A 26564-nucleotide genomic window follows, 5' to 3' on the forward strand; every position below is an offset into this window, starting at 1 on the left:
GTTCATATATATGGCTAAAATACAGTTGCTGACTGTTTACATATGCAAAACATACTTTGGACTGACTGGAGAGAAGATGAAAAAAATCACATTAAGTTTAAAGAAAATCACAGGTAGTATAAAGAAAATATATATAAGGCTTCAATTACTTTTAAATAATAAGAATATAAAATCTAAACTGATTTATGTATACATATTTTGCGTACTGCTGCCTACCTTGGTAACCAACATAACTATAATTGGTAATAGTCTGAAGCTGTCACAGAAGGAACAAAGGGAAAATATAAGTAACATAGCAGATTCCATTGCACATGACATTACAAGGGCATTAGACAGTGCGGTGTATGTGACGGTAGATTTATATGCAAGCGATTCTATTGAGCGATTTTTAGACCGCCAGTATGCCACAGCATCCGAATACTATTTACAGTATAGAAGTTTTTTTGATAATTATGTATTCTATGCCAGTTCCAAACATTTAATCAGCGATATCACATTTTTTTCTGATAATCCTACTATGATAAATGGAGGACGGTACTTTCGTGTAGATAGCATTAAAGGCAAAGACTGGTACCAAAAATATAAGCAAGCCGATACCGATTTATATATGCACATTTATTATGATGACACTAGGTATATAGACACCAGAAAACGAATGTTATCCATTATAAGGAGACTTAATTATACAGGATTAAGAGATACTGAAAAACTGGTAAAGCTTGATCTAAACTACAACCAGTTATTGGAAAATGTTACAAGCTCTGCTTTTGGTACCACGGTATATGTCTGCCATGGTGATAAAATTATATTTACGAATGCACCTGAAGATAAAGGTGATAAGAGTTTTTTTTTAAGTAGCGCAATAATTCCTGAAAAGGAAGTTCAGATACATAAAGTATTCACGGCCTATGGAGTTAACTGGGATATTTACGTAACGGATTATAAATCAAATTACCGTCAGGTTTTTTCAAATAATCTGGGTATTATTGTAATTCTTTTTTTAGCAGATGCCTTAATTCCTGCATTTATGCTGGCCTTATTTAGTAATTCCATTACGAATAGAATTTTGCTTTTGGTAAATTATCTGAAAAAAGTAAAGGGAGAAAGCTTTGAATTTATTACTGGTAATAAGGGCAGTGATGAAATAAGTGAATTACTGGAAAATTATAACCTTATGACCTACCGGATGAAAGAGCTGATAGAGAATGAATTAAAAAGCAAATTAGAACAACAAGAGCTTATACTGGCGAGAAAACAAGCAGAGCTGCAAGCTCTCCATAGTCAGATAAATCCACATTTTTTATATAATGTATTAGAGAGTATCCGTATGCGGAGTGTCCTAAAAGGAGAGATGGAGACTTCTGGTATGATTGAAAGTTTGGCTAGGCTTATGAGAAAGAGTGCCGTATGGGGAACCGATTACATAGCTCTAAAACAAGAGCTTGCATTCACCAAAGATTACCTTGAACTTCAAAGATATAGGTATGGTAATGGATTTCAATATAAAATTAAAATAGAGGAGAGTTTAAATCTTTATAAAATACCCAGTCTGTCCTTAACAACCTTTGTTGAAAATTCCTGCGTTCACGGGTTGAACAGAGCCGGACATTATGGAATAATTTTCGTATCGGCTTATCAAAAAGCAGATTATTTTTATCTGGAAATTGAGGATACCGGAATTGGAATGGAGAAAGAACAAGTGTCTTCCCTGGAGGATAAATTGAATAAAGCTGATATTAGTGACCTTCAAATGTCCAATTCGCTGGGAATGTTAAATGCAAGTATCCGCCTTAAAAAATTTTGTGGAGAACGTACCAGAATAGCCATTGAGAGTGAACCACAGGAAGGAACCTGTATTACTATAAAGATACCTTTGGCAGATATGGAGCAGCAGTGATAGCGTACGTTATAAACATCATAATCCGGGTGTCTGATTAAAAGCAGAAACACATTCTTGGTATGCTTGGAGTTAAAAAAAATAAGGAGTGAGAGTTATGGAAGGAACAGAGAATAATTTGTTAAAAGTTTTATTAGTAGATGATGAACCTTTTATTCGAAAGGGACTTACGGCACTAATTGATTGGGAGGAAGAAGGCTATCTGATAGCAGGAGAAGCATGTAATGGTTCACATGCGATTGCGTTATTAAAGGAGCAGAATTATGATTTAATTATTTCTGATATTAGAATGCCTGGTATGGATGGAACCGAACTGGCGGAAATTGTTAAGAGCGGTGAGGTTAGTACGGCAAAGTTTGTATTCCTAAGCGGTTTTTATGAATTTGAATATGCAAAGTCAGCAATACAGTCAGGCTGCTGTGATTATGTGTTAAAACCAATTCAGAAGGAAGAACTGCTTCACATATTACGCAGAATACGGAATGAAATCCAGAAAGAAGCAGGTGGAAAAAGGGATAAAAGAATCTGTGAAAAGGCGTATCTGGACAGAAATCTCTTGGCGTTACTTTGTGGAAAATATGATGAAATCAATCTGAATTATGTCAGAAATAGAATGGGTTTAAGGAATGAGATAAAGTATATTCATGTAGAGATATCTTCCAGGGATGATAATTTTTCAGTTCTGCCGGAATCTAAAAAGAGGGAGCAGCATAGGAAGCTGTACAATTATGCAGGCTTACTAATGAAAACATATGCTGATCATGTTATGTTCGATGTAGCAAAGCTGACGGACTGCTATGATATTGGGATTATATACTGTAATTCTATGGCAAAGGAAAAAGGAATGTCTGATGAGGAGTGGCTTTCCTGGTTTCTTGGTGAATTAAAAGAACGTACCGGTTATGTAATCGCAGCATGTGCAGGAAGCACCGTTCAGCAGATAGAGGATTTAGAGAGTTCTTATAGAGACTCTGCAATGACCCGGTTTCTTAGGTTCTTTAAGAATAATGATGAAAAGATGAATTTGGCTGCCTATAAGAAAAAGCCAACGGATAAAAATGCCCAAGAGGAATACTACCGCAAGGAACTGGATGCCTTGGTTCATGCTATTGAAATAGGTGATAAGATCTATATCAAAGAAAATTCCGGTCTTCTCTACCACCGGATGCTTGATAAATCCATGGATACAAGACTTATGGGAATGAATTTGCAATACTTTCTATACCGCCTTTTAGGTCTTGCCTATGAAATGGAGACTGGAATTAATCAGGAAGAGGTCATGCAGTATATGCAGGAGGCGGCTTTTGCAGTGGGGTCCTATGAATTTAGCGGAAGGAATTTTCAGAAATTCGCTGAGGATTATTCTGATTATCTGCAACAGCTTAGACAAACCTCTGTAAAGGGTATGATTAACAGCATTGAGGCTGAGATTGAACAAAACTATGCAGATAACCTTAGTCTTAAAACGCTGGGAGAAAAGTATTACATTAACAGTGCATATTTGGGGCAGATTTTCAAAAAACAGTACGGCTGTAGTTTTAAGGATTATCTTAATGGTGTACGGATTCGAAAAGCAGCGGAATTACTGTTACGAACGGAAGAAAAGGTATATGAAATAGCTGAAAAGGTGGGGTATAAAAATTTAGAGTACTTCATTAATAAATTTGAAGGCATTTATGGTGTTACGCCAACTAGATTTAGAAAAAAAACTAAGCAAAGCTTTGTGTAAAATGTATATTGGTATATTTGTTTTTGACATTCATATGTACATATATACTTTGTAGTAGTATTTTATATATTCTGTATGAGTTATAAAGTGCACAAATATGAGATAATTAATTATCACTTCATAGTGAATATTAAATATAGGAGGGTATTTATGAAGAAAGTAATTACAGCACTTATGGTTATTGTACTAGTTTCTGCACTATTTACTGGTTGTGGCGGTAAGGTTAAGGAAAGCAGTACGGACAATGGAAATGCATCAGTGGGGAATACGTCTAATGATCAAATAAAAGAGTTCACGGCATTTTTTGACAGACAAGGGATTGAGTTAAATAAAGAGAATACAATTCAGCAACTCATTGCAGAAAAAATCGGAGCAAAATGTAAGGAAACATGGCTGACCGGTCAGAGTGCAGAGGAAGCGGTGGGCATGCTCATTGCTAGTGATGAATATCCGGATTTTATCAACTGGACTCCGGAATTACAAGATGCAGGTGCATTGGTAGCTATTGATGAGCAGTTGGATAAATATCCAAATATTAAGAATTTTTGGAGCGAATCGCAATGGAATTCATTAAAGCAGGAAGACGGACATATCTATTCCATTCCACAGTTTGGGAATATTAACGAAAAACTTATGGATACCCAGCAAAACGGTGAAGCATTCTGGATTCAGACCAGGGTCTTAAAATGGGCGGGTTATCCTGAGATTGAATCCCTAGACCAGCTTTTTGATTTACTTAACAGATATTATGAAGCCAATCCCACTATGCCGGATGGTTCTTCCGTAATTCCTTTTGAAATCTTAGCCTATGACTGGTATTATTTCTGTTTGGAAAATCCACCTCAGTTCTTAGATGGTTGGCCGAACAACGGACGTTGTATTGTAGATCCTAAGACCTTTGAAGTAATTGATTATAACACAACACCTACGGCTGAAAGATATTTTAAGAAGTTAAACGAAGAATATAGAAAAGGAATTATTGACCCTGAGTTTATGACTATGAGTCATGATCAGTTCCTGGAAAAAATATCTTCCGGACGTGTACTTTGTATGGTTGAGCAGTATTGGGATTTTAGAACTGCTGAAGATTCAATTAAGGCACAGAATCTGGAGGGTTGTACATATATACCTCTTGGAATTACTATAGAACCGGGCATGAAGGAAATGTATTTTACAGCCAATGAAGCGGCAGTTCTCAGCGGTGGCTTAAGTATTACAAAAAGCTGTGAGGATGTGGAAGGTGCCCTGCAATTTGTAAATGATTTGCTAGATCCTGAGATTATTACTCTCCGCAGTTGGGGAATAGAAGGTGTGGATTATTTAGTAGATGATGACGGACTTTATTACAGAACAAAGGAAATGAGAGACAATGCTGTGAAATCAGAATATAAGGCTTCACATCTTAGCACTTACAGCTATTTTCCTAATTTTATCGGTATGAATCCTGACGGAAAGAATGCAATGACTCCGGAAACACAGCCTTCTGAGTTCTTCAACGGGCTAAAGCCAGAGGTACAGGAATGCCTACAGGCATATGGAGCAGAGACATATGTAGATATGCTCGATTACAATGAAATCGATGGACAGGAAGAACCATGGTATCCAATTCACTCCTTCGTTGGTGAGATGACAACACAGACGCCCGGCGGACTTGCCTGGACAAGAATGGAAGAAACAAAGCACGAGTATCTTACACAGGTTGTAATAGCTGAAGATTTTGATGCTGCCTGGGATCAATATATGAAGGCATATCAGTCATGCAAACCAGAAGATTTCTTAGCTGAAGTACAGGAAGCAGTTTATCATAGGATTGAATTGGTTCAAGGAAGAAATGTAAGACCTGCCAAATAAGAAAAGTAGATTGTACCTTTAACTTAACTGCAAAGCAGGTGGTTTAGCAGCAGATGCCATACCACCTGCTTATCATAAATGAAAGTTGGTAAATCAATGGCTGGAATAAAACGAGTAAAAGCCGAACGGGTAAAAGATGTTAAGGTTAAAATAACCCTGAAAGAAATAATAAAGCAAAAGGAATTAATAGTTTTATCGCTTCCCTTTGTGTTATATGTTATTTTATTTAATTATGTGCCCTTAGCTGGATGGATTATGGCATTTCAACAATATAAGCCCAAGGATGGCTTTTGGGGCTCTAAATTTGTAGGCATGGATAAATTTAAATTTCTCTTTGTGAATAATGCAGATTTTATACGGGTTATCAGGAATACCCTTGCCATGGGGATAATTAATCTGGTGTTAAGTTTTGTATTTGCAATAGGTTTCGCCCTGATACTAAATGAAGTGGTACACAAAGGCCCTAAGAAATTAGTACAAACAGTGTCATATCTGCCCCATTTTTTATCATGGATTATAGTATGCGGTATCCTTCAGGATGTTTTATCCATTGATGGTGGAATCATTAATGAGATACTTGTTAAATTACATATTTTAGATGCGCCGGTGAACTTTTTTGCTTTTAAGGGTCTTTTCTGGTGGATTGTAGGATTTGCACATGTATGGAAAGAAACAGGATGGAACAGTATCATCTATCTGGCGGCTATTACTGCAATTAACCCTGATTTGTATGAGGCAGCATCCATTGATGGTGCAGGAAGACTTCGGAAAATGTGGAATATAACCCTGCCCGGAATCAAACCTACCATATTCATCCTGCTTTTGATGAATATCGGTAATGTTTTAAATTCTGGTTTTGAAATACAGTATTTATTAACCAATGGTCTAGTGCAAAGTGTATCCCAAACAATTGATATCTATGTACTAAAGTATGGTATCAGCCAGATGGATTATTCACTTGGTACGGCAGCTGGAATTTTTAAGAGTGTGGTCAGTATTATCTTAATATTCCTTGCAAATTCTGCGGCGAAAAGAGCTGGTGAAGAGAGACTTTTTTAAAGGAGGCAGGTCATGAGAGCAACAAATAGAAGTCATATAAAAATACATAAAAAATTTGATTTAAAGAATTTTATATATTCTTTCGTCATAGGTCTGGTATTAACAGCTTTTATAATTGTTACGCTTTATCCGATTTTAAATACTTTGGCCGTTTCTTTTAATGATGCATTGGATGCATTACGCGGTGGTATTTATTTATGGCCTCGTAAATGGTCGTTAAACAACTACTATACAGTATTGCACAAAGAATCTATGATGACCGGATTAAGTATATCAGTGCTTAGAACAGTTGTCGGAACCATATTGCAGCTTTTTGTCACCGCTTTGATTGCCTTTGTTTTGAGCCGGAAAAAGTTTGTTTTCGCTAAGCCCATTTCTATCTTGTACGTATTAACCATGTACGTAAACGGTGGATTGATTCCAACCTTTTTGTTATTTAAAAGTCTGGGATTTATGAATAGCTTCTGGGTTTATGTTATACCCGGTATGGTGAGTGCTTTTAATATGCTTGTTATAAGGACCTATATGAATGGTCTTCCAGATAGTTTGGAGGAGTCGGCTATGATGGATGGTGCAGGGTATTTTAAGGTATTTACGAGGATTATTGTACCATTATGTAAGCCTGTATTTGCAACCATTGCATTGTTTATTGCAGTCGGTCAGTGGAATTCCTGGTTTGATACTATGCTTTATAACAGAATGGCGGATAGTCTGACCACTTTACAGTATGAACTTATGAAATTACTTTCCTCTGTAAGTCAGTTAAGTGGAGATGCCAACACAGCCGCATTAACAGGATCAAGTTCACAGGTTACTACAAAATCAGTGCGTGCAGCTGCAACAATCTTAACCAGTCTGCCAATTGTAGTACTATATCCTTTTTTGCAGAGATATTTTGTAACAGGATTAACGATTGGCGGAGTAAAGGAGTAAAATGTGCAGGGCTTAAATGAACAAGGAGATTGATTTATGAAAGAGATTACGAAAGTAGTGGTTCCACAGGAAGCACAGCTTGGATTTAATAATAACGCTTTCTTTTGCGTTGGTACCGGTCGAATGGGTTTGGCTTTACAAAAAGAATATTATGAACAACTGGAGTTTGTACAAAAAGATTTACAATTTTCCTATATTAGAGGGCATGGACTCTTCTGTGATGATATGGCAGTGTGTAAAGTTTATTCAGAAGACGGTCTTAAAAAGGTAGAGTACAATTTCACCTATCTTGATAGGGTTTTTGATAACTATAAGCAACTGGGTATCAAACCCTTTATAGAACTTGGATTCATGCCTGAGGAATTGGCATCCGGCGAACAGACTATTTTTTACTGGAAAGGAAATGTGACTCCGCCGCAGGATTATGCCGCATGGGCGGATTTGATTCAAGCCGTTTTTCATCACTGGTTTGTACGGTATGGCAGGGAAGAGGTAATAACCTGGCCGGTTGAGGTATGGAATGAGCCGAATCTTCCGGGCTTTTGGAAAGATGCTGATATGCAGGAATATTTCAAACTTTATGAAATCTCTGTGAAGGCAGTAAAAGAATGTGATGAAAGAATTAGGGTAGGAGGACCAGCAATCTGTGGTGTAGACGATGAACGCTGGTTGCAGGAATTTCTAAAGTTCTGTTCAGATTTTAAAGTACCCTTGGATTTTGTAACAAGGCATGCTTACGCGGCGGATGCTCCGGAGAGAATCGGGCATTACGATTATCAAAAGCTAAGGGATATGAATGTGTTCTTACATGAACTAAAGGTAAGCCGTGACATTATTGACAGCTTTTGTGAGTATAAGGGGATGGAGATGCATATAACAGAATTTAACACCTCCTATTCTCCAGATTGTCCCATTCATGATACGAACCTGAATGCAGCATATATAGCTGGTCTGCTCCATAAAATGGGTGATGTGTGTGCCTCTTATTCTTACTGGACTTTTGGCGATGTCTTTGAAGAAAGTGGGGTAGCTTTCACTCCCTTCTCAGGTTGTTTCGGATTAGTGGCTAATGGGCAGATACCAAAGCCAACGTATTGGGCCTTTCATTTCTTTAAGCAGTTGGGAGCTACAGCACTGGCAAGAAATGACAATTATATTATAACCAAAGACGAAGAAGGCAGCCTTCATGGTATGCTCTGGAATCCGGTTCCGTTAGAAGCTGAGCCAATGGAACATAAGATGGAATTTACAATTGCCTTGCCTCTTGAAGATGGAGAATATGTATTTATTACAAAGCTGGTGGATGAGGACGTATGCAATCCATTAAAAAACTGGCTGGATTTAGGCTCGCCTGCCAACCCAACGAAAGAGCAGATAGCCTTACTAAGAGAGTGTGCCAGGCCACAGATAAATACCGAGAGATTTAGTGTATCACAGGGCATTAAAGCATGGGAGATGAATATAACATTAAAAAAGAATGCTCTACTATACTTTAAAGTACAGAAAATAATACCGGAACTAGATAGAGGCTATCAGCCGGATAAAAACGGATATAGGTTATAATATATATAAAGCGGTACCAGAGTACATAGTGGACAATGCTCCAGGATATTTAATATTCTGGGGTTTTTTTAGTGGAAGGGAAGCAGTAATTTATTTTTTAAGGACAAAACTCACCCGAAAGAGCCATTTTTTTACTTTTATTCCATAGTATGCTATAATCTCATATCATAGAAGTTATAGACAATTGAAAGGCAATTTTTTTTATAATAAAATAAAAGGATGCAATTACGAATGCAGATTTATTAAAGAGTGGAGGATACAAGGGGGGGAGATAGTGTGAAATAAAAGGCAATTTCACACGTTGAATTTAGGCCTGCGAGCAAGTCGCAGACATGTAGGATAGTGTGAAATAAAAGGCAATTTCACACCCTGATTTATACGCGACCCAAGGTCGCAGACGGGAGCTAATATGAATTGGTATGCGGTATTTGTCAGAACGGGAAAAGAAGATGAAGTTTGTAATAACCTAAAAAATTTATATGAATTTTTCAGTCCCAGGGATGAATATGAAGTGGTTGTTCCCAAAAGAGGGTTATACGAATACCATGAGGGCAGACGAGATTATGTACTTAAGACACTATTTCCAAGTTATGTTTTAATTGGCACCAATCAAATTATAAAACTTTATGAAATAATGAAAAATCATAAAAGTTTAAATATTATAAAGTTATTAAAGAATGATAACTATTTCCAGGAAATAAATGAAAAAGAGATGGATAGTATTATCAACTTAATTAATAAAGAAGGGATTATAGGTATCTCAGATATTTATGTGGAAGATGAAAAAGTTAATATCATTGATGGACCATTAAGTCATTATAATGGAATAATTAAAAAAATAAATAGAAGAAAAGGACGTGCAAAGATACAGGTTGACTTTCTGAATAAAAAGTGCTTTGTAGATATTGCAATCCGATGTCTTGAAAAATATAAGGAAGATACTGTAAAGAATCAAATTACGTTTAGCTGATAACAACGGAGGTGTTGCATTGGAACAGGAGTATCATGTGAATATTGTTAGATGTAAATGGGCGAATTATATAAACTATACATATATAGTTCGTAATATGGCTGCCAACAAATGCATTATTATAGATCCTGCTTGGGAGATGAAAAAAATTCTTTTTTATATAAATTTACATAATCTTGGGTTAGAGGCAATTTTGTTAACGCATGCCCACTATGACCATACAAATTTGGTTGAGGCTTTGGTTGATATCTTTAATACAGATGTATATATATCAGGAATTGAAGCAGATAGGTATAAATTTAATTGCAAAAATCTGAATTATATTGAGGATGCACAAAAGGTGTCATTATCTTCCTTTCAGATAACAGGTATACTGACACCGGGTCACACCTTGGGAAGTATGTGTTATTTAATTGGAGATAATTTATTTACCGGTGATACCTTGTTTTACGAAGGATGTGGAATCTGTGCCAATTACGCTGCTGCTTCTAGTATGTATGATAGCTTTAAACGTTTAAAACAAATAATTGGAAAGGATACGTTTATATACCCGGGTCATTGCTATGGTACTTATCCCGGACAACCTTTCTTGTTCGTGCTAAGGGACAATATTTATCTTAATATTGAAGACAGGAGTAAGTTCATTGATTTTAGATTAAATGGATCAAAAAAGAATATATTTAACTTTAAGTAGCTTTAGCTTGCATGCTAAACGACTGTTTAAAAGGGTTCAAGATAAGTATATTTATGGATGAGTAGGAATGAATACGAAGATTTCATCATAGTTAGGAGGATTGAAGTTGTTCAAAACAGAACAGTCTAGAATACAACTAGAAGCAATTAAGCTTGCAGCAGGCAGCCTAAAGTATAAAGGTCTGTCTATTAAAAAAACCTTCGTAATGAGTATAGGGCATCTAAAAGAGTATTATTTAACCAGCAACCAATCAGATTATCTTGAAGTCGCAGTACTACTCATACAGGCGTATTTGGAGATGGGTTTTCCATACGAATCCTGTCAGCAAGAATTTGATGATATATTAAAAATCTTAGGAACTGAGAAAGGATTAATGTTTCCAAGGAAAATCTATAGTTGTAGAAAAATAAAATTAACCAGACCTGAAGTTAGAAGTATGATAGGAAAATGGTCTGCATCCAAAAAAAACAAAATGATAATAGTAAAAGTAGTAGATGATATTATTGATAAAGTGAATAAGAGAGAAATAGGGGTTTATTCATATTGTAATAATAATAATTCAGAAAAAGAACTGTATGAATTAGTTATAAATAAAGAAGAAATCTATTTTCATGACATAAATAAATGTAAATTTTACACATTTTTGATTGAAAAATAGGAAAAATTTGTTATAATACCTTGTATACTAATAAATAACGGGGAGGTATTATAGTATGATTAAAATTGCTATTGTTGATGATGTAAAGGCAAACATAGATTGCATTGAACGTGAAGTGGAGAATTTTTTTTCCAATAAAAGTATTCCGTTTCGTGTAAGCAGTTATGAAAACTCTAGAAATTTTCTATACGACATCCAGGAAAACCAATATTTCGACATATGCTTTTTAGATATTAAGATGCCAAATATAGATGGCATAGAACTAGCTAAAACCATCAACAAGACCTTTAGCGATTGCTATGTGCTTTTTATAACTTCCCATATGGAATATGCAATTGAAGGGTATGAACTACATATTTACAGATATATTCCAAAAACCTTAATAGATAAAAAATTGCCCATTGCCTTACGGGATTTAATTACTGAAATTATGCATAGGGAAAAAGAAAGCTATATTATAAAGACCCATTCACGCTTCGAAAAGATTTTCTATAAGGATATTTACTACATATTCAAAGATAGAAAAAACTCTATATTCGTTACTGCTTCCGGTGAGAGCAGGGAGCGGAAAAGTATTTCTGATGTTTATCGTGATTTAAATTCTGATGAGTTCTTAATAATAGACAGGGGTTTTATAGTAAACACCTTACATGTTATGAAAATAAATAATAATCTGGTTATTCTACGTAATGGCATTAGTCTGTCTATCAGCAGGTCCCATATAAATGATGTTAAAAAGAAAATAAATCAATTCTGGAGGGTGAATGTGTGATGCTCATGTTCCAATTTGTTGAATTTTTATATTGTTTTTTTCGAATTGATTTGTGCTGTTGTCTGTTAAATTGCTTTTTTGAAAGTAAGGGAAGTCATAAAAGGCAACAGATAGTAAGAATTACCATATCGTTGCCGTTAGCCATTCTGGGTTTTTTTAATAGTCAGGTTGCAACATATTCTAATAGTATGATAGCAATTATAATTATTTATCTTAGCGCAGCGACTTATTATCTTTATAATGAAACGTTTAGGATTCGGTTTCTGGTAATTTGCCTCTATATTATGATAAGTGTATTTGGTGAAATATTATTTATATTTCTTATTAGCTTGCTAAACGGTAACGTAGACTTAGGCTACAGGATTTCCACTTTAAATAGCCCCGAAAGATTTATTTATACACTGGCATTATTAATTATATGGGGGTTAATTTTCTTGGTACTAAGACAATCCTTAATGGGAAAGATTACGTATGTATATAAATATAAAAGACTACTATTAGGTTTTGCTATTGGCGGAAGCAGTGCAACTATTTATTTTCAAAGGATATTTCTGCAAAGTATAACAGGGGAAATGATGTTACAATGGACCTGCTTTTTGATATGGTGTATCTTATCAGTCAGTCTGGCAGTTATATATTTTATATACCGGGATAATTTAGAACGGGCGAACTTAGAAGAGGTTTACAAACAAATGACAGCACAAAATTATACTAACCTATCTGACCTATACAAGAAGAATTCCAGTATTTATCATGATTTGAAAAATCATATAAGCATACTGCATCAATACCTAAAAAACAATGAATCAAAACAGGCGCTTAATTATATTGAATCAATTATTGAGCCCATCAGGCTGTTAGATAACACAGTTAATACAGAAAACCAGATACTGGATATTTTATTAAACTATAAGCTTACAGAAGCCAATAAGCATAACATTCAAGTTGAAACCAACATAGAAAGAATAGGAGATATCCAAATTAAGGACTATGATTTATGCTCTATTGTATCCAATATATTTGATAATGCTATAGAAGCCTGCCACTTCGTTAAGAATACACAAAAATGGATCAGTATAGTTATGAAAAAAAAGAATAATATGCTCATTCTAAAAGTAAGTAACAGTTCAGCCAGGAAACCAAAAATCTTAAATGATATGATTATTACATCCAAGGAAGATAAGCATTTGCATGGGTTAGGTTTATGGAGTATTAAATCTATTGTTAATGAATACGAGGGCTTATTGGACTTTAATTACAATGAGGATTTATTTGAAGTAATGATTACCATAAATTGCTAATTAAGGACATTTTAATTCCATTTGAGTACAGTTTAATACAATGCATCTACACAGTGTTATAATTTATGAGAGTTAATAGATAACTTTTAACCCTTTATCCAGAGATAGCATAAAAGGACGGTTTCCCAATTGCTTATAAAATTAAAATCAGGAGGTGATATATGTGACGGCAAATATTTCAAGAGTGAAATCCTGTAATAAGCTAAATAATCCAGCCGGTAATATTTCAAAAGAGTTAAAGGAACTAAAGGAATTAGAAACCAATAAAAGTGTAGATGCCATATATACGATTACAGTAGGGTGCAGTGGATTTTTAACTCTAATATGCTGCTAAACCAATCTCGAGGGGGAGAGGAGACAATGTTTTTAGAAGTCTCCTCATTTTTGATTAGAGGGACAATGTATGTTTAAAAATTTAGAAAGAAGCAGCGTTCTTTATGAACGAATCTATAAGTTCAATGGTATACTCCCAGAAGTAAATGATGATAAATACTGGGAACGTATTCTGGGGAAAAGTATGGTGGAGAAAATACAGCAAAACCCTGACTTAGTAAAGCATATAAACAATGAGGAATATGAAAATTGCAAAGATATATTTCGTGAGATTTGGCTGTTAAACCGCATATTCGAAGAGACTCTATTTTTACAAGAAGAACCTCTTTTGAAGATTCAAGAGGAAGACTTTGAAGTTTTCTTTACTTATTTTTTAAAGCTTGCACAGTTTTATCTAAAGCAGAAACAAAAAAAGAGTAGCCATAGGAAGGACGAAATAATAAAAGATTACTTAAAGGCGATTTATAATAGATTAAAAACCTTAAGTATAAGGATTTTAATTAATGAAATTCATCTACTAAAAGAGGAAGGATTGCTGGAAGGTGTAGATACAAAAGAAGAATACGCATACTACCAAAAGAATTATCTGGGGGATATTCATTATATTTATGAGATAGGTGAAACTTATCCGGTGCTTATGAGAAGTATATTTGAAACCATTGCTTCATTCACGGATTTTACCTTAGAGGTCTTAAATAGGCTTCAGAAGGATAGGGAAGAACTTGCAGAGTATATTTTTGAAGGAGAACAAATGAAAGAAATTCTATCCTTTGAGGCGGATATAGCCGATACCCATCTGCATAATACGGTTATCAGACTCACCTTTGACAATAAAAAAAGTATAATCTATAAACCTTATTCTCTAAAGAAGGAAATAAGCTATCAGAAGCTTGTGAATTGGTTCTATAAAAAATGTGATATGACCGAATTTCACAGGGTGATAATAGATAAAGGGCATTACGGCTGGGAGGAAGAAATTCTTCAGAAAAGCTGTCAAAATGAATTAGAACTAAAGACATACTATACCAGACTCGGTATTAATTTATTTGTAAACTTCCTATTAAATACCTGCGATCTGCATTGCGAGAATATTATAGCTTGTGGTGAATATCCGGTAGTTATCGACTTAGAAACGTTAGTAGGGATAGGTGGAATGGACGCAGATACTACCAAGGGGAAAATACATAAAATTCTTATGGATTCAGTTTTATATCTGGGAGTATTACCTGCCCTGCACTGGAAGGGAAAGCGTGGAGGCGTAAATCTAAGTGGAATGAATGGGTATACCGGCCAAACAGTACCTTTTAAAATACCCTGTATCAGATGTCACAAAACTTCTGAAATTGCCATTGATTATAGAAATCCTATAACCCATGGCGGAAAAAATCTTGCCAAGTTAAATGGACGTTATATAGAATCAAAGAACTATACGAAAGAGCTGTTATTGGGTTTTGAGAAGGCTTATACAGTTGGACTTAGCAACAAAGATACGATAATAAGCTTTATGAGTGAAGTAAAGACATTAAAAAGCAGGTATCTTTTGCGGGATACACAGTTTTATTCTGCTCTGTTATTAACCTCCTATCATCCGGATTTTATGATGGATGGAGGCGACAGAAACCTCTTTTTGTACCAGCTATTTGAAAGAGGTTACCTGTCATATGCACAGAATATAAAGTGCTCTAAAAACAAAATGGGCGCAAGGCAAACGCTTCATATGGTAAACAATATAAAAATAGTGGAAGCAGAAATTAAGGAATTGCTAAAAGGAAATATACCAGTGTTTTATATTAGAGTGGACAATAAGGAGCTTATATTACCGGACGGGAGAAGACTTAAAGGATATTTACACTCTACAGCTTATGATAATGTGATAGCTAAGATAAATGCTTTAAGTTATACAGATTTAGAAAGACAGAGCCTGTTTATAAGAATTACCATGGGGGAAAATTTCATATTCAGGAAAGATAAGCTGCTCATTAATTCCATGGATAACAAAAAAGGAGATATCAGACATATCTATCAGGCAGTGGAACGGATTGGCGATATGCTTGTTAAGGAGGCAATTTATAATAAGGATTTTACAGATGTCAACTGGATTGGGATATTTAATAGCATGACAGGCGATGGTACCAAGATTTTTCAGCCGTTAAATCCATATTTATATGACGGTATAGCAGGTCTTGCAATTTTTATGAATGCCTTAAATAAAGTTATTAAGAAATCTTCGTATTCTAAATTGTGCAAGGCGTTAGATACAACACTCTTTTCTTATACGGAGTCCTATCGTATGAATGCAGAGGCTGACAAAGAATGTATGACAGGTGCCTTTAGCGGAGAGGCGTCCATTGTATATACATACCAGATTTTATATCAGCTCACAAACAATATCGTTTATTTAGAGTATGCCAAGCGACATGTCAAACCGATACTTTCTGCCATAGAAAAGGATTGTAAATATGATGTACTAAACGGTAATGGTGGTTTTATTATTCTGTTATGTAATCTATACAAGTTAACAAAGGAGGAAGAATATATAGCAGCAGCGAATGAAGCCGCCCGTATTTTAAGTCAATCTGCAATTACTATGCCGGAGGGAATTGGCTGGAAGCTGGAAACGTGTCCTGTTCCACTAGCCGGTTTTTCCCATGGTAATAGCGGTATGGCTGTAGCTTTTGGGGTTATATCACAAATAACGGGTTCAAAAGAGTATCTGCCTGTCATAAATGAGCTGCTTATGTATGAAGAGAGCTTATACTCTGCCAGTCTGAACAGCTGGGTTGACTTACGGGAAGGTAAGAAGAGTGAAAGCACTGCTTCTTGGTGCCATGGAGCAAGTGGTATATTACTCAGCAGATTATTTTTAGTTAAAGTCCTTGGCAGTGAGTATTCAGAAAGGCTTGGCAGAGATATCAGCAGGGCAGTAAAGAACGTAATAGAAAGTGAAAAGAAAAACAGTTACTGCTTATGTCACGGGAACTGCGGAAACATGCATATCTTAAAAGTTTATGAAAGATGTATGCCTCAAAATGAGTTTGTGAAACAAATAACATTCTTACAAATCTCAGAGCTGGCGTTTAACATAGGCAATGGAACTTCGGATATTAAACCGGCGGAATATAACCATCCAGGTTTTATGACAGGGATAACCGGCATCGGTTACTGCCTTTTGGGATTTATAAATGAACATATACCGGATGTGTTGTCCCTGTCTTTGCTTTGAAACTGGAATCTACAATTTAGGCCCTATTTATTACCAATAACGGTCAATTGCACTAATTTTGTTAAAAAAAATGCTATTATATAATAAAACAATGGTTTGGGTGTCAAAAGCCCTAATTCTTATATAGAACCAGGATATTGCTCAAGAATGCTATTGACATCCAAATTAATAATTTTACTAAAAAAAGATGAAAAATGTTAATCTATGTTTCGGCTAGTTAATATTTTCATCTTGGAATAAGAATGGTACAGAAATGTCTGTGGCGAAGCCATGCCTAAAGACAGGAAATAAATAAATACGTTTAACGAAAAAGCAATCCTGTAAAGGGTTGTTTTTAATTATACTAAAAACTTTGGCGATGTAAAGTGTTAAAACACAGTATCACTGAGAAATGTTTATAAGTTTCAAATGAGATACTTATAGATACAAAATAAATAACAAATCATCGATTAGAAAGAGGGTAAATTATGAAGGCATATGTTTTTCCAGGTCAAGGTTCTCAGTATAAGGGAATGGGGAAAGAATTATTCGAAGAATTTCCGGAACTTGTATTGAGTGCAGACAAAATACTAGGTTATTCCATTAAGGCGTTATGTTTGGATGATCCAGACTCTAAATTAGGTTTTACAAATTATACCCAACCTGCCTTATATACAGTAAATGCATTAACCTATCTTAAAAAATGCAAGGACTCTAATGAAACGCCGGATTTTGTTGCCGGGCATAGTTTAGGAGAATACAATGCTCTTCATGCAGCAGGTGCTTTCGATTTTGAAACAGGGCTAAGACTTGTTCAAAAAAGAGGAGAACTAATGAGCCAGGCAACAGGCGGAGGAATGGCAGCCATTATCGGACTGAAAGAAAAAGAAATCCGCGATATTTTATTAAAGGAGAGGTTGGAGCAAATTGATATTGCAAACTTAAATTGTCCGTCACAAATAGTAATATCGGGTCCTAAGGAATATATTTTACAGGCAAAACCGATATTTGAAAGCAATCCTGGTGTTAAGTTATATTCTATGCTAAATGTCAGCGGTGCATTTCATTCCAGATATATGAAAGAATCCGGGAAATTATTTGAACAGTTCATGGATAGTTTTGCTTTTGATAGCTTGAAGATTCCCGTTATGGCTAACGTATCTGCCAGACCCTATAAATTAACCGATATAAAAAGCAATCTGGTTAAACAAATAACTCATTCTGTTCAGTGGACGGAGACCATATGTTTTTTAATGGGTTTGGGAGATATTACGTTTGAAGAAATTGGTATGGGAAAAACACTGACCGGATTGTTAAGATATATAAAGTCAGAGGCACAGCCCCTTGTTTTAGGCGCCAAGGAATATGATATGTACTTTGCAGGTACTGTTGCAGAAGGACAGAATAAGGAGGCAAAAGCGGCGGAACAGGGTCTTGAAAAGGCGGATAAAATGCAAAGTATTGAAATTACGGATGCAACTCTTGGAAGTGAAGCGTTTAAACGTAGATATCATTTGCGGTATGCTTATATTGCAGGTGCTATGTACCGGGGAGTCTCCTCAAAAGAATTAGTAGTAAAAATGGGAAAAGCCGGTATGCTGGGGTTTTTAGGAATGGGTGGTCTGTCCCTTTCTGAGATTGAAGAAGCCATTAACTATATCCAGAGGGAATTAAATCATGATCAGACCTATGGAATGAACTTTCTTTATGACCCTGCTAATCCTGAGAAAGAAGAAAGGGTTATAGATCTATACTTTAGGTATGGTATAAATATTATTGAAGCCTCTGCATTTATGGGAGTTACCTCCGCACTGATAAGGTATAAAGCAAAGGGATTACGCAGAAATGAAAGGGGCATTATTGAAAGTAATAATAAAATCATAGCAAAAATTTCAAGGCCGGAAGTAGCAGAAGCCTTTATGAGCCCTGCACCTAAAAGACTTGTGGATAAACTCTTAAGTGAAGGTAAAATTACAGAGGAGGAAGCCATAATGTTAAAAGAAATACCGGTTGCCAATGATTTATGCGTCGAAGCAGATTCCGGCGGGCATACAGATTGTGGTGTCTCCTATACATTACTGCCTGCTATTTTAAAACTCAGGAATGATATGATGGAAAAATTCAAGTATTCTGAGAAAGTTCACATTGGGGCTGCCGGAGGAATCGGAACACCTGAGGCAGCAGGAGCCTCCTTTGTCTTGGGAGCAGATTTTATCGTTACAGGTTCTATCAATCAGTGTACGGTAGAGGCGGGTACGAGTACTATAGTGAAGGAATTATTGCAGCAGATGAATGTTCAGGATACGGACTATGCACCTGCGGGAGATATGTTTGAATTTGGTGCAAAAGTTCAGGTGCTTAAGAAAGGCTTATTTTTCCCTGCAAGAGCAAATAAACTATATGATTTATACCGGCAATTTAATTCTATTGAAGAAATTGACCATAAGACCAGAACACAAATACAGGAAAAATATTTTAAACGAAGCTTTGAAAGTATCTATGAGGAGCTTAAAAATTATTATTCAACTGAGGAAATTATGAAAGCTGATAAAAATCCCAAGCAGAAGATGGCAATGATTTTTAAATGGTATTTTCACTATAGCAGTAAGAGTGCATTAGCTGGTGATATCGATTCTAAAGTGGATTATCAGGTACATTGCGGGCCTGCTCTTGGAGCCTTTAATCAGTGGATGAAAGGTACTATATATGAAAGCTGGCAAAATCGCCATGTAGATGAGATTGCTTTATTAATGCTAAAAGAAACGGCAAGCTTTTTAAATAACCGGTTTCAGCTTATGAAGGCTTTTATTTAGATAAATTTGAACCTGCTGCCGAAGGGTTGCAGTATATGAAAGGATGGTATAAGTATGGATAAAAATAATATTTTTTCAATATTGAAATCAATTATTGTACAGATATTACCGGAAATTGATATTGAGCAAATCACTCTGGAGGATAGTTTAAAAGAGATAGGTGCAAATTCAATTGACCGAATGGATATTATTATAGAAACAATGGAACAGCTTGGCGTAAAAATACCACTTGTAGAGTTTGGACAGCTTAAGAATATAGAGGGAATTGTTGATCTATTGTATTCGGGTAAGGTCTCGTAAGTATGGGGCATTTAACAAGTGAAGCAGCTATACATGAGCAGGTCTATATAACCGGAATGGGGATTATAAATGCTATTGCAGATTCCGTTCCGGAATTTGCGTACAGCCTAAGTAAGGGAGTCCGCAAATTTAATCATCTAGCTGATAAGAAAGTTAATAGTAGAAGTATTATAGGAGCTGTATTAAAGGATTTCTCTTTAGAGAAATCCTTTAATACATTAGGCGGTATTTCTAAACTACCTGAACTTTTTCTTAGTAAAGCTGTTAAACATACGCGAAAGGCATCGCTTTCTATGAAGACGGCAGTAGCCAGTACTGCGGAAGCCTGGCAACAGGCGGAGCTATTTTTGCATCCTGTTAAAAAGGACAGAATAGGAATTGTGGTAGCAGGTAGTAATCTCACTGGAATTCTGCGGGAGAGTTATTATGATAAGTTTCAGGAGAACCCAGAGTATTTAACGCCACAGTATGCGCTGCAATTTATGGATACGGATTATATCGGTACTTTAAGTGAGCTGTTTGAGATTGGCGGAGAAGGTTTTAGTGTGGGTGGCGCTTCGGCTAGCGGTAATGTAGGAATTATAAAGGCCTACCAACTGATACAGTTGGGAATGGTTGATGTCTGTGTTGTGGTAGGAGCTCTGGCAGATTTAACAAATATGGAACTTCAAGGTTTTTATAACATTGGCGCCCTGGGTGGAAGAAGATTTATAAATGAACCGGATAAGGCCTGTCGTCCCTTTGATAAGGAGCATGAGGGCTTTATATACGGACAGGCTTCAGGCTGTATCATATTAGAATCAGGGGAATCCGTTAAGACTCGTAAAGTCAGACCTTTTGCAAGACTTTTAGGTGGAAGCATCAATCTGGATGGCAATCGCCTTAGCAATCCAAACATTACTGGTGAAGCGGGAGCTATGAAGCGTGTTTTGGATATGGCAGGGGTTAAGGCAGAAGCAATTACCTATATAAATGCCCATGGAAGTTCCTCCCCATTAGGGGATGAAACAGAACTAAAGGCTATACAGGAAGTCTTCACTAAACATAGCAGGGGAATTTATATTAATTCTACGAAAGGGTTGACTGGGCATTGCCTATTTAGTGCAGGAGTGGTAGAAGCAATTGCTTGTATTCTTCAAATGAATGGTGGCTTTATACATCCCAATGCCAATTTGGAAAACCCCATTGACAATACGCTGTTATTCCCAGGTAAAACGGCAATTTTAACATCAGTTGATTTTGCATTAAGCAACTCGTTTGGATTTGGCGGTATTAATACAAGTATATTATTACAGAGAACGTAAGGCGTATGCCTGCAAAGGGGCAGGTATCGGAAAGGGCATGGATATATAGATGGGAGAGAATACAGAAAAGAATAAAAGTCTTGAAGAACATTCAGAGATTGCAATAGTAGGTATGGCTTGCCGTTTTCCGGAATCTGATAATTACCAGGAGTTTTGGAATCATCTGGTGAATGGAGACAACCTGATTCGTGAAATCGATGAAAAGCGCTGGGATGTAAAAGAATACTATTCCCCGGAGGGGGAGTCCGGTAAAAGTATAAGTAAATGGTGTGGAATTGTTGAACGGATGGAGTACTTTGACAATCAGTTCTTTCAGATATCCCCTCGGGAAGCATTGGTTATGGATCCACACCAGAGGCAGTTATTAGAGGTCTCCTGGCAATGTATTGAAGATGCAGGTATAAGCTTAAAGCGTCTGCAAGAGGGCAAAACAGGGGTATATATGAATGTATCCCATAGTGACTATGGACTTCGTACGTATGCAGTTGCTAAAGACATTGACAGCTATACAAACTTAGGTAATTATCCATGTGTTTCTGCGAACAGAATATCTTTTGCTTTTGGTCTCACCGGACCGAGTCTTTCCATGGAAGCTGCGTGTGCCGCCTCATTAGTGACAGTAAATGAAGCCAGAAGAGTCTTGTTAACCGGCGAATGTGATTCTATTTTAGTTGGAAGTGGGAATTTTATCCTGCACCATGGGCGTTATATTTCTTTCTCAAAGGCAAGAATGTTAAGTAAGTCCGGACAATGCAAGACATTTGATAAAGATGCGGACGGATATGTTCCCGGGGAGGGAGTCGGAGTTTTACTTTTAAAGCGTTTGGAGGATGCAATACGTGACAAAAATCATATACATGCAGTTATAAAAGCATCTAAGGCAGGTCATATTGGGCATCATGTTTCCATAACTGCCCCAAAGGTAAAGGAGCAGAAAAACATGATTCTTGCAGCCTATGAAGAAGCCGGCATATCACCTGAGACAGTAAGTTATGTAGAAGCTCACGGAACAGGTACCTCACTGGGTGATCCAATAGAAGTAGAAGCACTTACTCGTGTTTTCAGGGAATACACCGATTTGAATCAATATTGCAAAATTGGCTCTGTAAAAACCAATATCGGCCATCTGGAAGGGACGTCCGGACTAGCTGGTCTGATAAAAACCGTCCTTATGATGAAATATCATAAGATACCAAAAACCCTAAATATAAAAACCTTGAATCCCATGATTGATTTCACCAATTCTCCTTTTATAGCGGCGGATGAATTAAGTGAATGGAGACCCTCTAATGAGCGGATGCCCTTGCGTGGGGGGATTAGCTCATACGGATTTGGCGGTGCGGGGTGTCATATTTTATTAGAAGAGTATAGAGAGAACAGGGAGAAAGCGGAAAGCTGTCCTATCAACATATTTTTACTGTCTGCAAAAAGTTTAAAAAGCTTAGATATGCTTGTAAATAACTTTAGAAAATATGTTACAACCAGAGAGTTTAAAGATGCAAACCTTTCAGATATTCTGGGAACGGCTTTGCTAAGCCGTTCCCAATTTAAATGCAGATATGGCTTTAAAACAGAGAATAAACAGGACTTTGTGGATAAATTAACCCGAATAAGTGCAGGCTCTTCTGATAGAAATTATGACAGATGGTTCCTAAATCTAAAGGATTTAAAGCTTGTGGGGTACAGGAATTTTGAAAAGTTGTATCATACACAGCCAATCTTTTCGGCTTTTCTGGATGAATTTAAACCTTATGTAGAGGAAGAAGTCTGGAAGAGTTTGTTTGAAGCAGAATGGATGGAAACTTATAAAAGACTTTATACCTTCATGGTATATGAAGCCTTTGTAAGGACTTTAAGGGAGGTAGGAATCAAAATCCACGCGGTGGCTTACCAGGGGAATGGATTTTTAACTTCCTTGTCAATTGGCGGAATTCTTACTGTAAAAGAAATCGTTGACTATATCATGGGAAATGCGGACAGTCATAGCTTAAAGTTTACAAGACCAAACATTAACGTTCAGGACACCGTCAGTGGTCAGAAGATTTTACCGTATAAAATCCTAGATGAGAAGTTTAAGAAGATTATACAAGACATTCATATGGAAGACGATGAATTTTATGATTATCTTGCTAAAGCCAGAATCTTGTACAAAAGTGTAGCTTCTTTTCGTAAGTTGCTAGAGGAATGGAATATTGCTTTAGAGCAAATAAGCAGAACTGCAAAAGAGTTGATTTTTACTGAACCTTCCCGGTTTAGGAAACAAAAGGAACAATTCCTTACAGTCATTATGATAAGCAGTTCTAAGAATAAACTAAATAAAAAGTGGGATTTAAAAGAGGAGAAGCATGCTTGCCTTCATAGGCTAACAGAATTACTTTATTTGGTAGATTATAATCTGATACCGAAAGAAGAAATTGTTCGTATCTTTAGCCTAGACCAGCCGGATTATGAAATGATTGCCCGAAACATCAGCAAAAAGCTTCTAAGTAGTACGGAGCAGCATAATATTAAGTCCATTGGAGTGAATGAACTTACAGAGATAAGTGATTTAGATCAATGGCTAAAACTGGGGGGGAAGGCAGAAAGCAGGGAAGGCAGTGAGATGATGGATATGGATGGAAGCATATCCATTGACCAGGATGGTTTAGAGAAGGTAGCAGGACAACTAGGGGAATTGTTAATGGAGGTGGTTTTGGAATCCTGGTTACAAGGTGCAGATATTGAGTGGAACAAGATGGTTTTAGAAGAATCTTTTTATAAAATAGCGCTTCCGGTATATGAATTTGAAAAAAATTCGTACCTATTGCCAATCAGAAAAGATAATAACTATATAGAAATAAAACCGGCAGAGAGAAAAAAACCGGATGAAAAATATGAGGAACCAGAACATAAGGTAAGTTATCAGAGAGAAGCATATGGGGGGCAGGAGGAGGCAATTCAGGATGAACTCCAGAATATTGAGTATGTAACAGAGAAGGATACCATCATAAAAGATCATGTTATTACCGGGAAAAAACTAATTCCGGGTGCGTTTATGATAGAAATTATAGTTAATTCCCTTAAGAAAACAGGATTACCTGTATTGACACTAAAGCAATTGACATTTATGAAACCAGGAATTGTCAGTAAGGATTTAAAGTTATCTTATTCCGTTGATAAAGATGTATTTACAATTTTAGAAGAGAAGGCCGTGTTATGCAAAGGAAAATATGCAAGCAACGAATCGGTTCTTAGAGTTCCGGTGCATATTTCAGCCGTTCATTCTTATCCCAAGGAAGACTTGTCAGGACTTTATATGTTTTTTAATTCTATGGGATATCAATATGGTGAGAGCTTACAAGTTATTCAAAACATTTGGAAAATAAATAACGGTTATATAATCGGTTTACAGGAAAAAGAGTATAGAAAAGAAAGAAATATTAGTGCTGAACTATTAGACGGAGTAATACAATCCGTTCTTGCGGTTTTGTATTTGGAAGGTGATTTACAATTAGAAGAAAGGATATATATTCCTTATCAACTACAGGAGCTTATTCTTATGGAGGAACTAAATGACATCTGCTACGCTGCAATTGATAAAAAAAATATCATAAAGCAGACGGGAAGTATCATCGCCGGACTTGAGGTATTTAACAAAGAGGGACTTCCTGTACTTAGTATAAAAGGGCTTTGCCTAAAAGCTTGTCCCAAAGATTTTTTACATATGGTGGAAGATGAAAAAGACAAGGAATTATTTCATTTTAAACCAGTATGGGTGAAGGCAAATACAGATACGCAGGTCAGCTTTCAAAGAAAACGGGAAGTATTTATATTTAGCAATGAAAGAGATAATAAAGCAGTAAAGCAATACTTGGAGAAAATATATGACAAAATCTATTTTGTTTATAAAGGTATTACCTATGCAACAGGTGAGAACTCTTATGACTTAGACCCGACTTCACTACAAGATTATTTTAAGCTATTTGACTCTATAGAAAGGAAAGGAACGGAGTACGATATATTTTATTTATGGATGAACCAGATTACCGGAGCTAGGAATCGATTAGAGAACGTAGAAACAACAGAGATGAAGCAATTGCAGGCAGTCTTTTACCTGCTGCAAACTTTAATAAAAAGAAGGGACAGAGGAATTCGAGAACTTATCATTGGGGTTACAGACAGCAGAATTATAGAAGAGAGTGATACGGGCTGTAATTATTTCTATGGTGGCTTAGAAGGTTTGATACGGACGGTAAAACAGGAAAGTAATAGGCTTTCTGTTTCTATTCTTGATTTTTGGCCGGGAGATAGAAAAGAGGCAGACTTTTTAACCACCATGGTATTTGAATCTGGTCAAAGAAAAAAAGAGCTTATAGCCGCATATCGGAATAATTGCAGATATGTTAGAGGGATTGTGCCTCAACCGGTGAAAGACGGGATTGATAAAAGCCTGTTAGCTGACGGGGATACATATCTTATAATCGGTGGATTAGGGGGGATTGGAAGTGGCGTGGCTGAAGAAATCGGCAGGCTGGTAAAAGCAAATCTGATTATAATCGGGACCGCATCTTTGAATGAGGATAGGAGGGAACGGCTGAAAAGTATAAACCTTCATAAGTCGTCAGCAGAATATTATCCATGTGACATAACAAATCAGAGAGAGATGAATGATTTATTAGAGGTTATCAAGAAAAAATATAAAAGCATTCAGGGGGTTATTCACTGCGGCGGTAGAAATCAAGATAGACTGCTACAGGGTAAGGCTTGGACAGAGTTTTTAATGGTCTTAAAGCCCAAAATTTTAGGTACCTATCTATTAAATGAGGTTACAAAGAATGAACCATTAAAATTCTTTGTAAGTTTTTCTTCCATTGCATCTATTACAGGAAATGTGGGGCAAGCCGATTATGCCTATGCCAATGGAGTACTGGATGCATTTATGGATTACCGCAGAAATAATGACTATCCCGGTAAAAGCATCTGTATCAATTGGAGTTTGTGGGAGCATGTAGGAATGGGAAGTGCAGGCGCAGCCATTCGCAATTTTGCAGATAAGACCGGTTTAATAACCCTAGGAGCAGGGAAAAAGGATTTTATAAATATATTGCAGAATGAGTCAGAGGAAATAATTGTTGTTGAAGATGCAGACAAGTTTAAGCGATACCTGTCTAAGTGTGAGATAAATTATTGTGAATAAGGGAGAGAA

Annotated in this window: 17 protein-coding genes; all 17 read left to right on the forward strand. The window is 36.3% G+C overall.

Going from position 1 to position 26564, the window contains the following annotated elements; all coding sequences use genetic code 11:
• Positions 1 to 76: 76 nt before the first annotated feature.
• The 17 genes from acsn021_RS07710 (at position 77) to acsn021_RS07790 (ending at position 26555) form a co-directional block, all read left to right on the forward strand.
• Positions 77 to 1897, forward strand: coding sequence for a sensor histidine kinase (locus tag acsn021_RS07710; protein ID WP_184093584.1), 1821 nt, complete (start codon positions 77 to 79; stop codon positions 1895 to 1897).
• A gap of 97 nt (positions 1898 to 1994) precedes the next feature.
• Positions 1995 to 3626, forward strand: a complete 1632-nt coding sequence (locus acsn021_RS07715; RefSeq protein WP_184093585.1) for a response regulator transcription factor — start codon at positions 1995 to 1997, stop codon at positions 3624 to 3626.
• 150 nt (positions 3627 to 3776) lie between these two features.
• Complete coding sequence (locus tag acsn021_RS07720; protein ID WP_243167907.1) at positions 3777 to 5477, forward strand: type 2 periplasmic-binding domain-containing protein; 1701 nt, start codon at positions 3777 to 3779, stop codon at positions 5475 to 5477.
• A gap of 96 nt (positions 5478 to 5573) precedes the next feature.
• Entirely contained in the window at positions 5574 to 6536 is a 963-nt protein-coding gene (locus acsn021_RS07725) for an ABC transporter permease (protein WP_184093587.1), read from the forward strand.
• A 12-nt stretch (positions 6537 to 6548) separates the two neighbouring features.
• Positions 6549 to 7469 carry a carbohydrate ABC transporter permease gene (locus acsn021_RS07730; RefSeq protein ID WP_184093588.1) on the forward strand — a complete coding sequence of 307 codons (921 nt, stop codon included), beginning with the start codon at positions 6549 to 6551 and terminating at the stop codon, positions 7467 to 7469.
• 36 nt (positions 7470 to 7505) lie between these two features.
• Positions 7506 to 9032, forward strand: a complete 1527-nt coding sequence (locus acsn021_RS07735; RefSeq protein ID WP_184093589.1) for a GH39 family glycosyl hydrolase — start codon at positions 7506 to 7508, stop codon at positions 9030 to 9032.
• Positions 9033 to 9441: 409 nt separating this feature from the next.
• On the forward strand, positions 9442 to 10002 hold the full coding sequence (loaP, locus tag acsn021_RS07740) for an antiterminator LoaP (protein WP_184093590.1): 561 nt from the start codon (positions 9442 to 9444) through the stop codon (positions 10000 to 10002).
• Between the two features lie 37 nt (positions 10003 to 10039).
• On the forward strand, positions 10040 to 10696 hold the full coding sequence (locus acsn021_RS07745; protein ID WP_184093591.1) for an MBL fold metallo-hydrolase: 657 nt from the start codon (positions 10040 to 10042) through the stop codon (positions 10694 to 10696).
• Positions 10697 to 10802: 106 nt separating this feature from the next.
• A complete protein-coding gene (locus acsn021_RS07750) occupies positions 10803 to 11354 on the forward strand; it encodes a hypothetical protein (protein ID WP_184093592.1) in 552 nt (183 codons plus the stop codon).
• 55 nt (positions 11355 to 11409) lie between these two features.
• The gene (locus tag acsn021_RS07755) at positions 11410 to 12126 is read left to right on the forward strand and encodes a LytR/AlgR family response regulator transcription factor (protein WP_184093593.1); all 717 of its coding nucleotides are present in this window, start codon (positions 11410 to 11412) and stop codon (positions 12124 to 12126) included.
• Entirely contained in the window at positions 12126 to 13427 is a 1302-nt protein-coding gene (locus acsn021_RS07760; RefSeq protein ID WP_243167910.1) for a sensor histidine kinase, read from the forward strand. Before acsn021_RS07755 ends, acsn021_RS07760 begins: the two co-directional genes overlap by 1 nt.
• A 163-nt stretch (positions 13428 to 13590) precedes the next feature.
• On the forward strand, positions 13591 to 13761 hold the full coding sequence (locus acsn021_RS07765; protein WP_184093595.1) for a hypothetical protein: 171 nt from the start codon (positions 13591 to 13593) through the stop codon (positions 13759 to 13761).
• A gap of 69 nt (positions 13762 to 13830) precedes the next feature.
• Positions 13831 to 16983 carry a type 2 lanthipeptide synthetase LanM family protein gene (locus tag acsn021_RS07770; protein WP_184093596.1) on the forward strand — a complete coding sequence of 1051 codons (3153 nt, stop codon included), beginning with the start codon at positions 13831 to 13833 and terminating at the stop codon, positions 16981 to 16983.
• 467 nt (positions 16984 to 17450) lie between these two features.
• Positions 17451 to 19775 carry an ACP S-malonyltransferase gene (fabD, locus tag acsn021_RS07775; RefSeq protein WP_184093597.1) on the forward strand — a complete coding sequence of 775 codons (2325 nt, stop codon included), beginning with the start codon at positions 17451 to 17453 and terminating at the stop codon, positions 19773 to 19775.
• Between the two features lie 54 nt (positions 19776 to 19829).
• The gene (locus tag acsn021_RS07780) at positions 19830 to 20075 is read left to right on the forward strand and encodes an acyl carrier protein (RefSeq protein ID WP_184093598.1); all 246 of its coding nucleotides are present in this window, start codon (positions 19830 to 19832) and stop codon (positions 20073 to 20075) included.
• Positions 20076 to 20077: 2 nt separating this feature from the next.
• Positions 20078 to 21379: a beta-ketoacyl synthase N-terminal-like domain-containing protein gene (locus acsn021_RS07785; RefSeq protein ID WP_184093599.1), complete on the forward strand. Its 1302-nt coding sequence runs from the start codon at positions 20078 to 20080 to the stop codon at positions 21377 to 21379.
• 49 nt (positions 21380 to 21428) lie between these two features.
• Positions 21429 to 26555, forward strand: a complete 5127-nt coding sequence (locus acsn021_RS07790; protein ID WP_184093600.1) for an SDR family NAD(P)-dependent oxidoreductase — start codon at positions 21429 to 21431, stop codon at positions 26553 to 26555.
• Positions 26556 to 26564: the final 9 nt, after the last annotated feature.

This window comes from Anaerocolumna cellulosilytica, assembly GCF_014218335.1.
Lineage (GTDB): Bacteria > Bacillota > Clostridia > Lachnospirales > Lachnospiraceae > Anaerocolumna > Anaerocolumna cellulosilytica.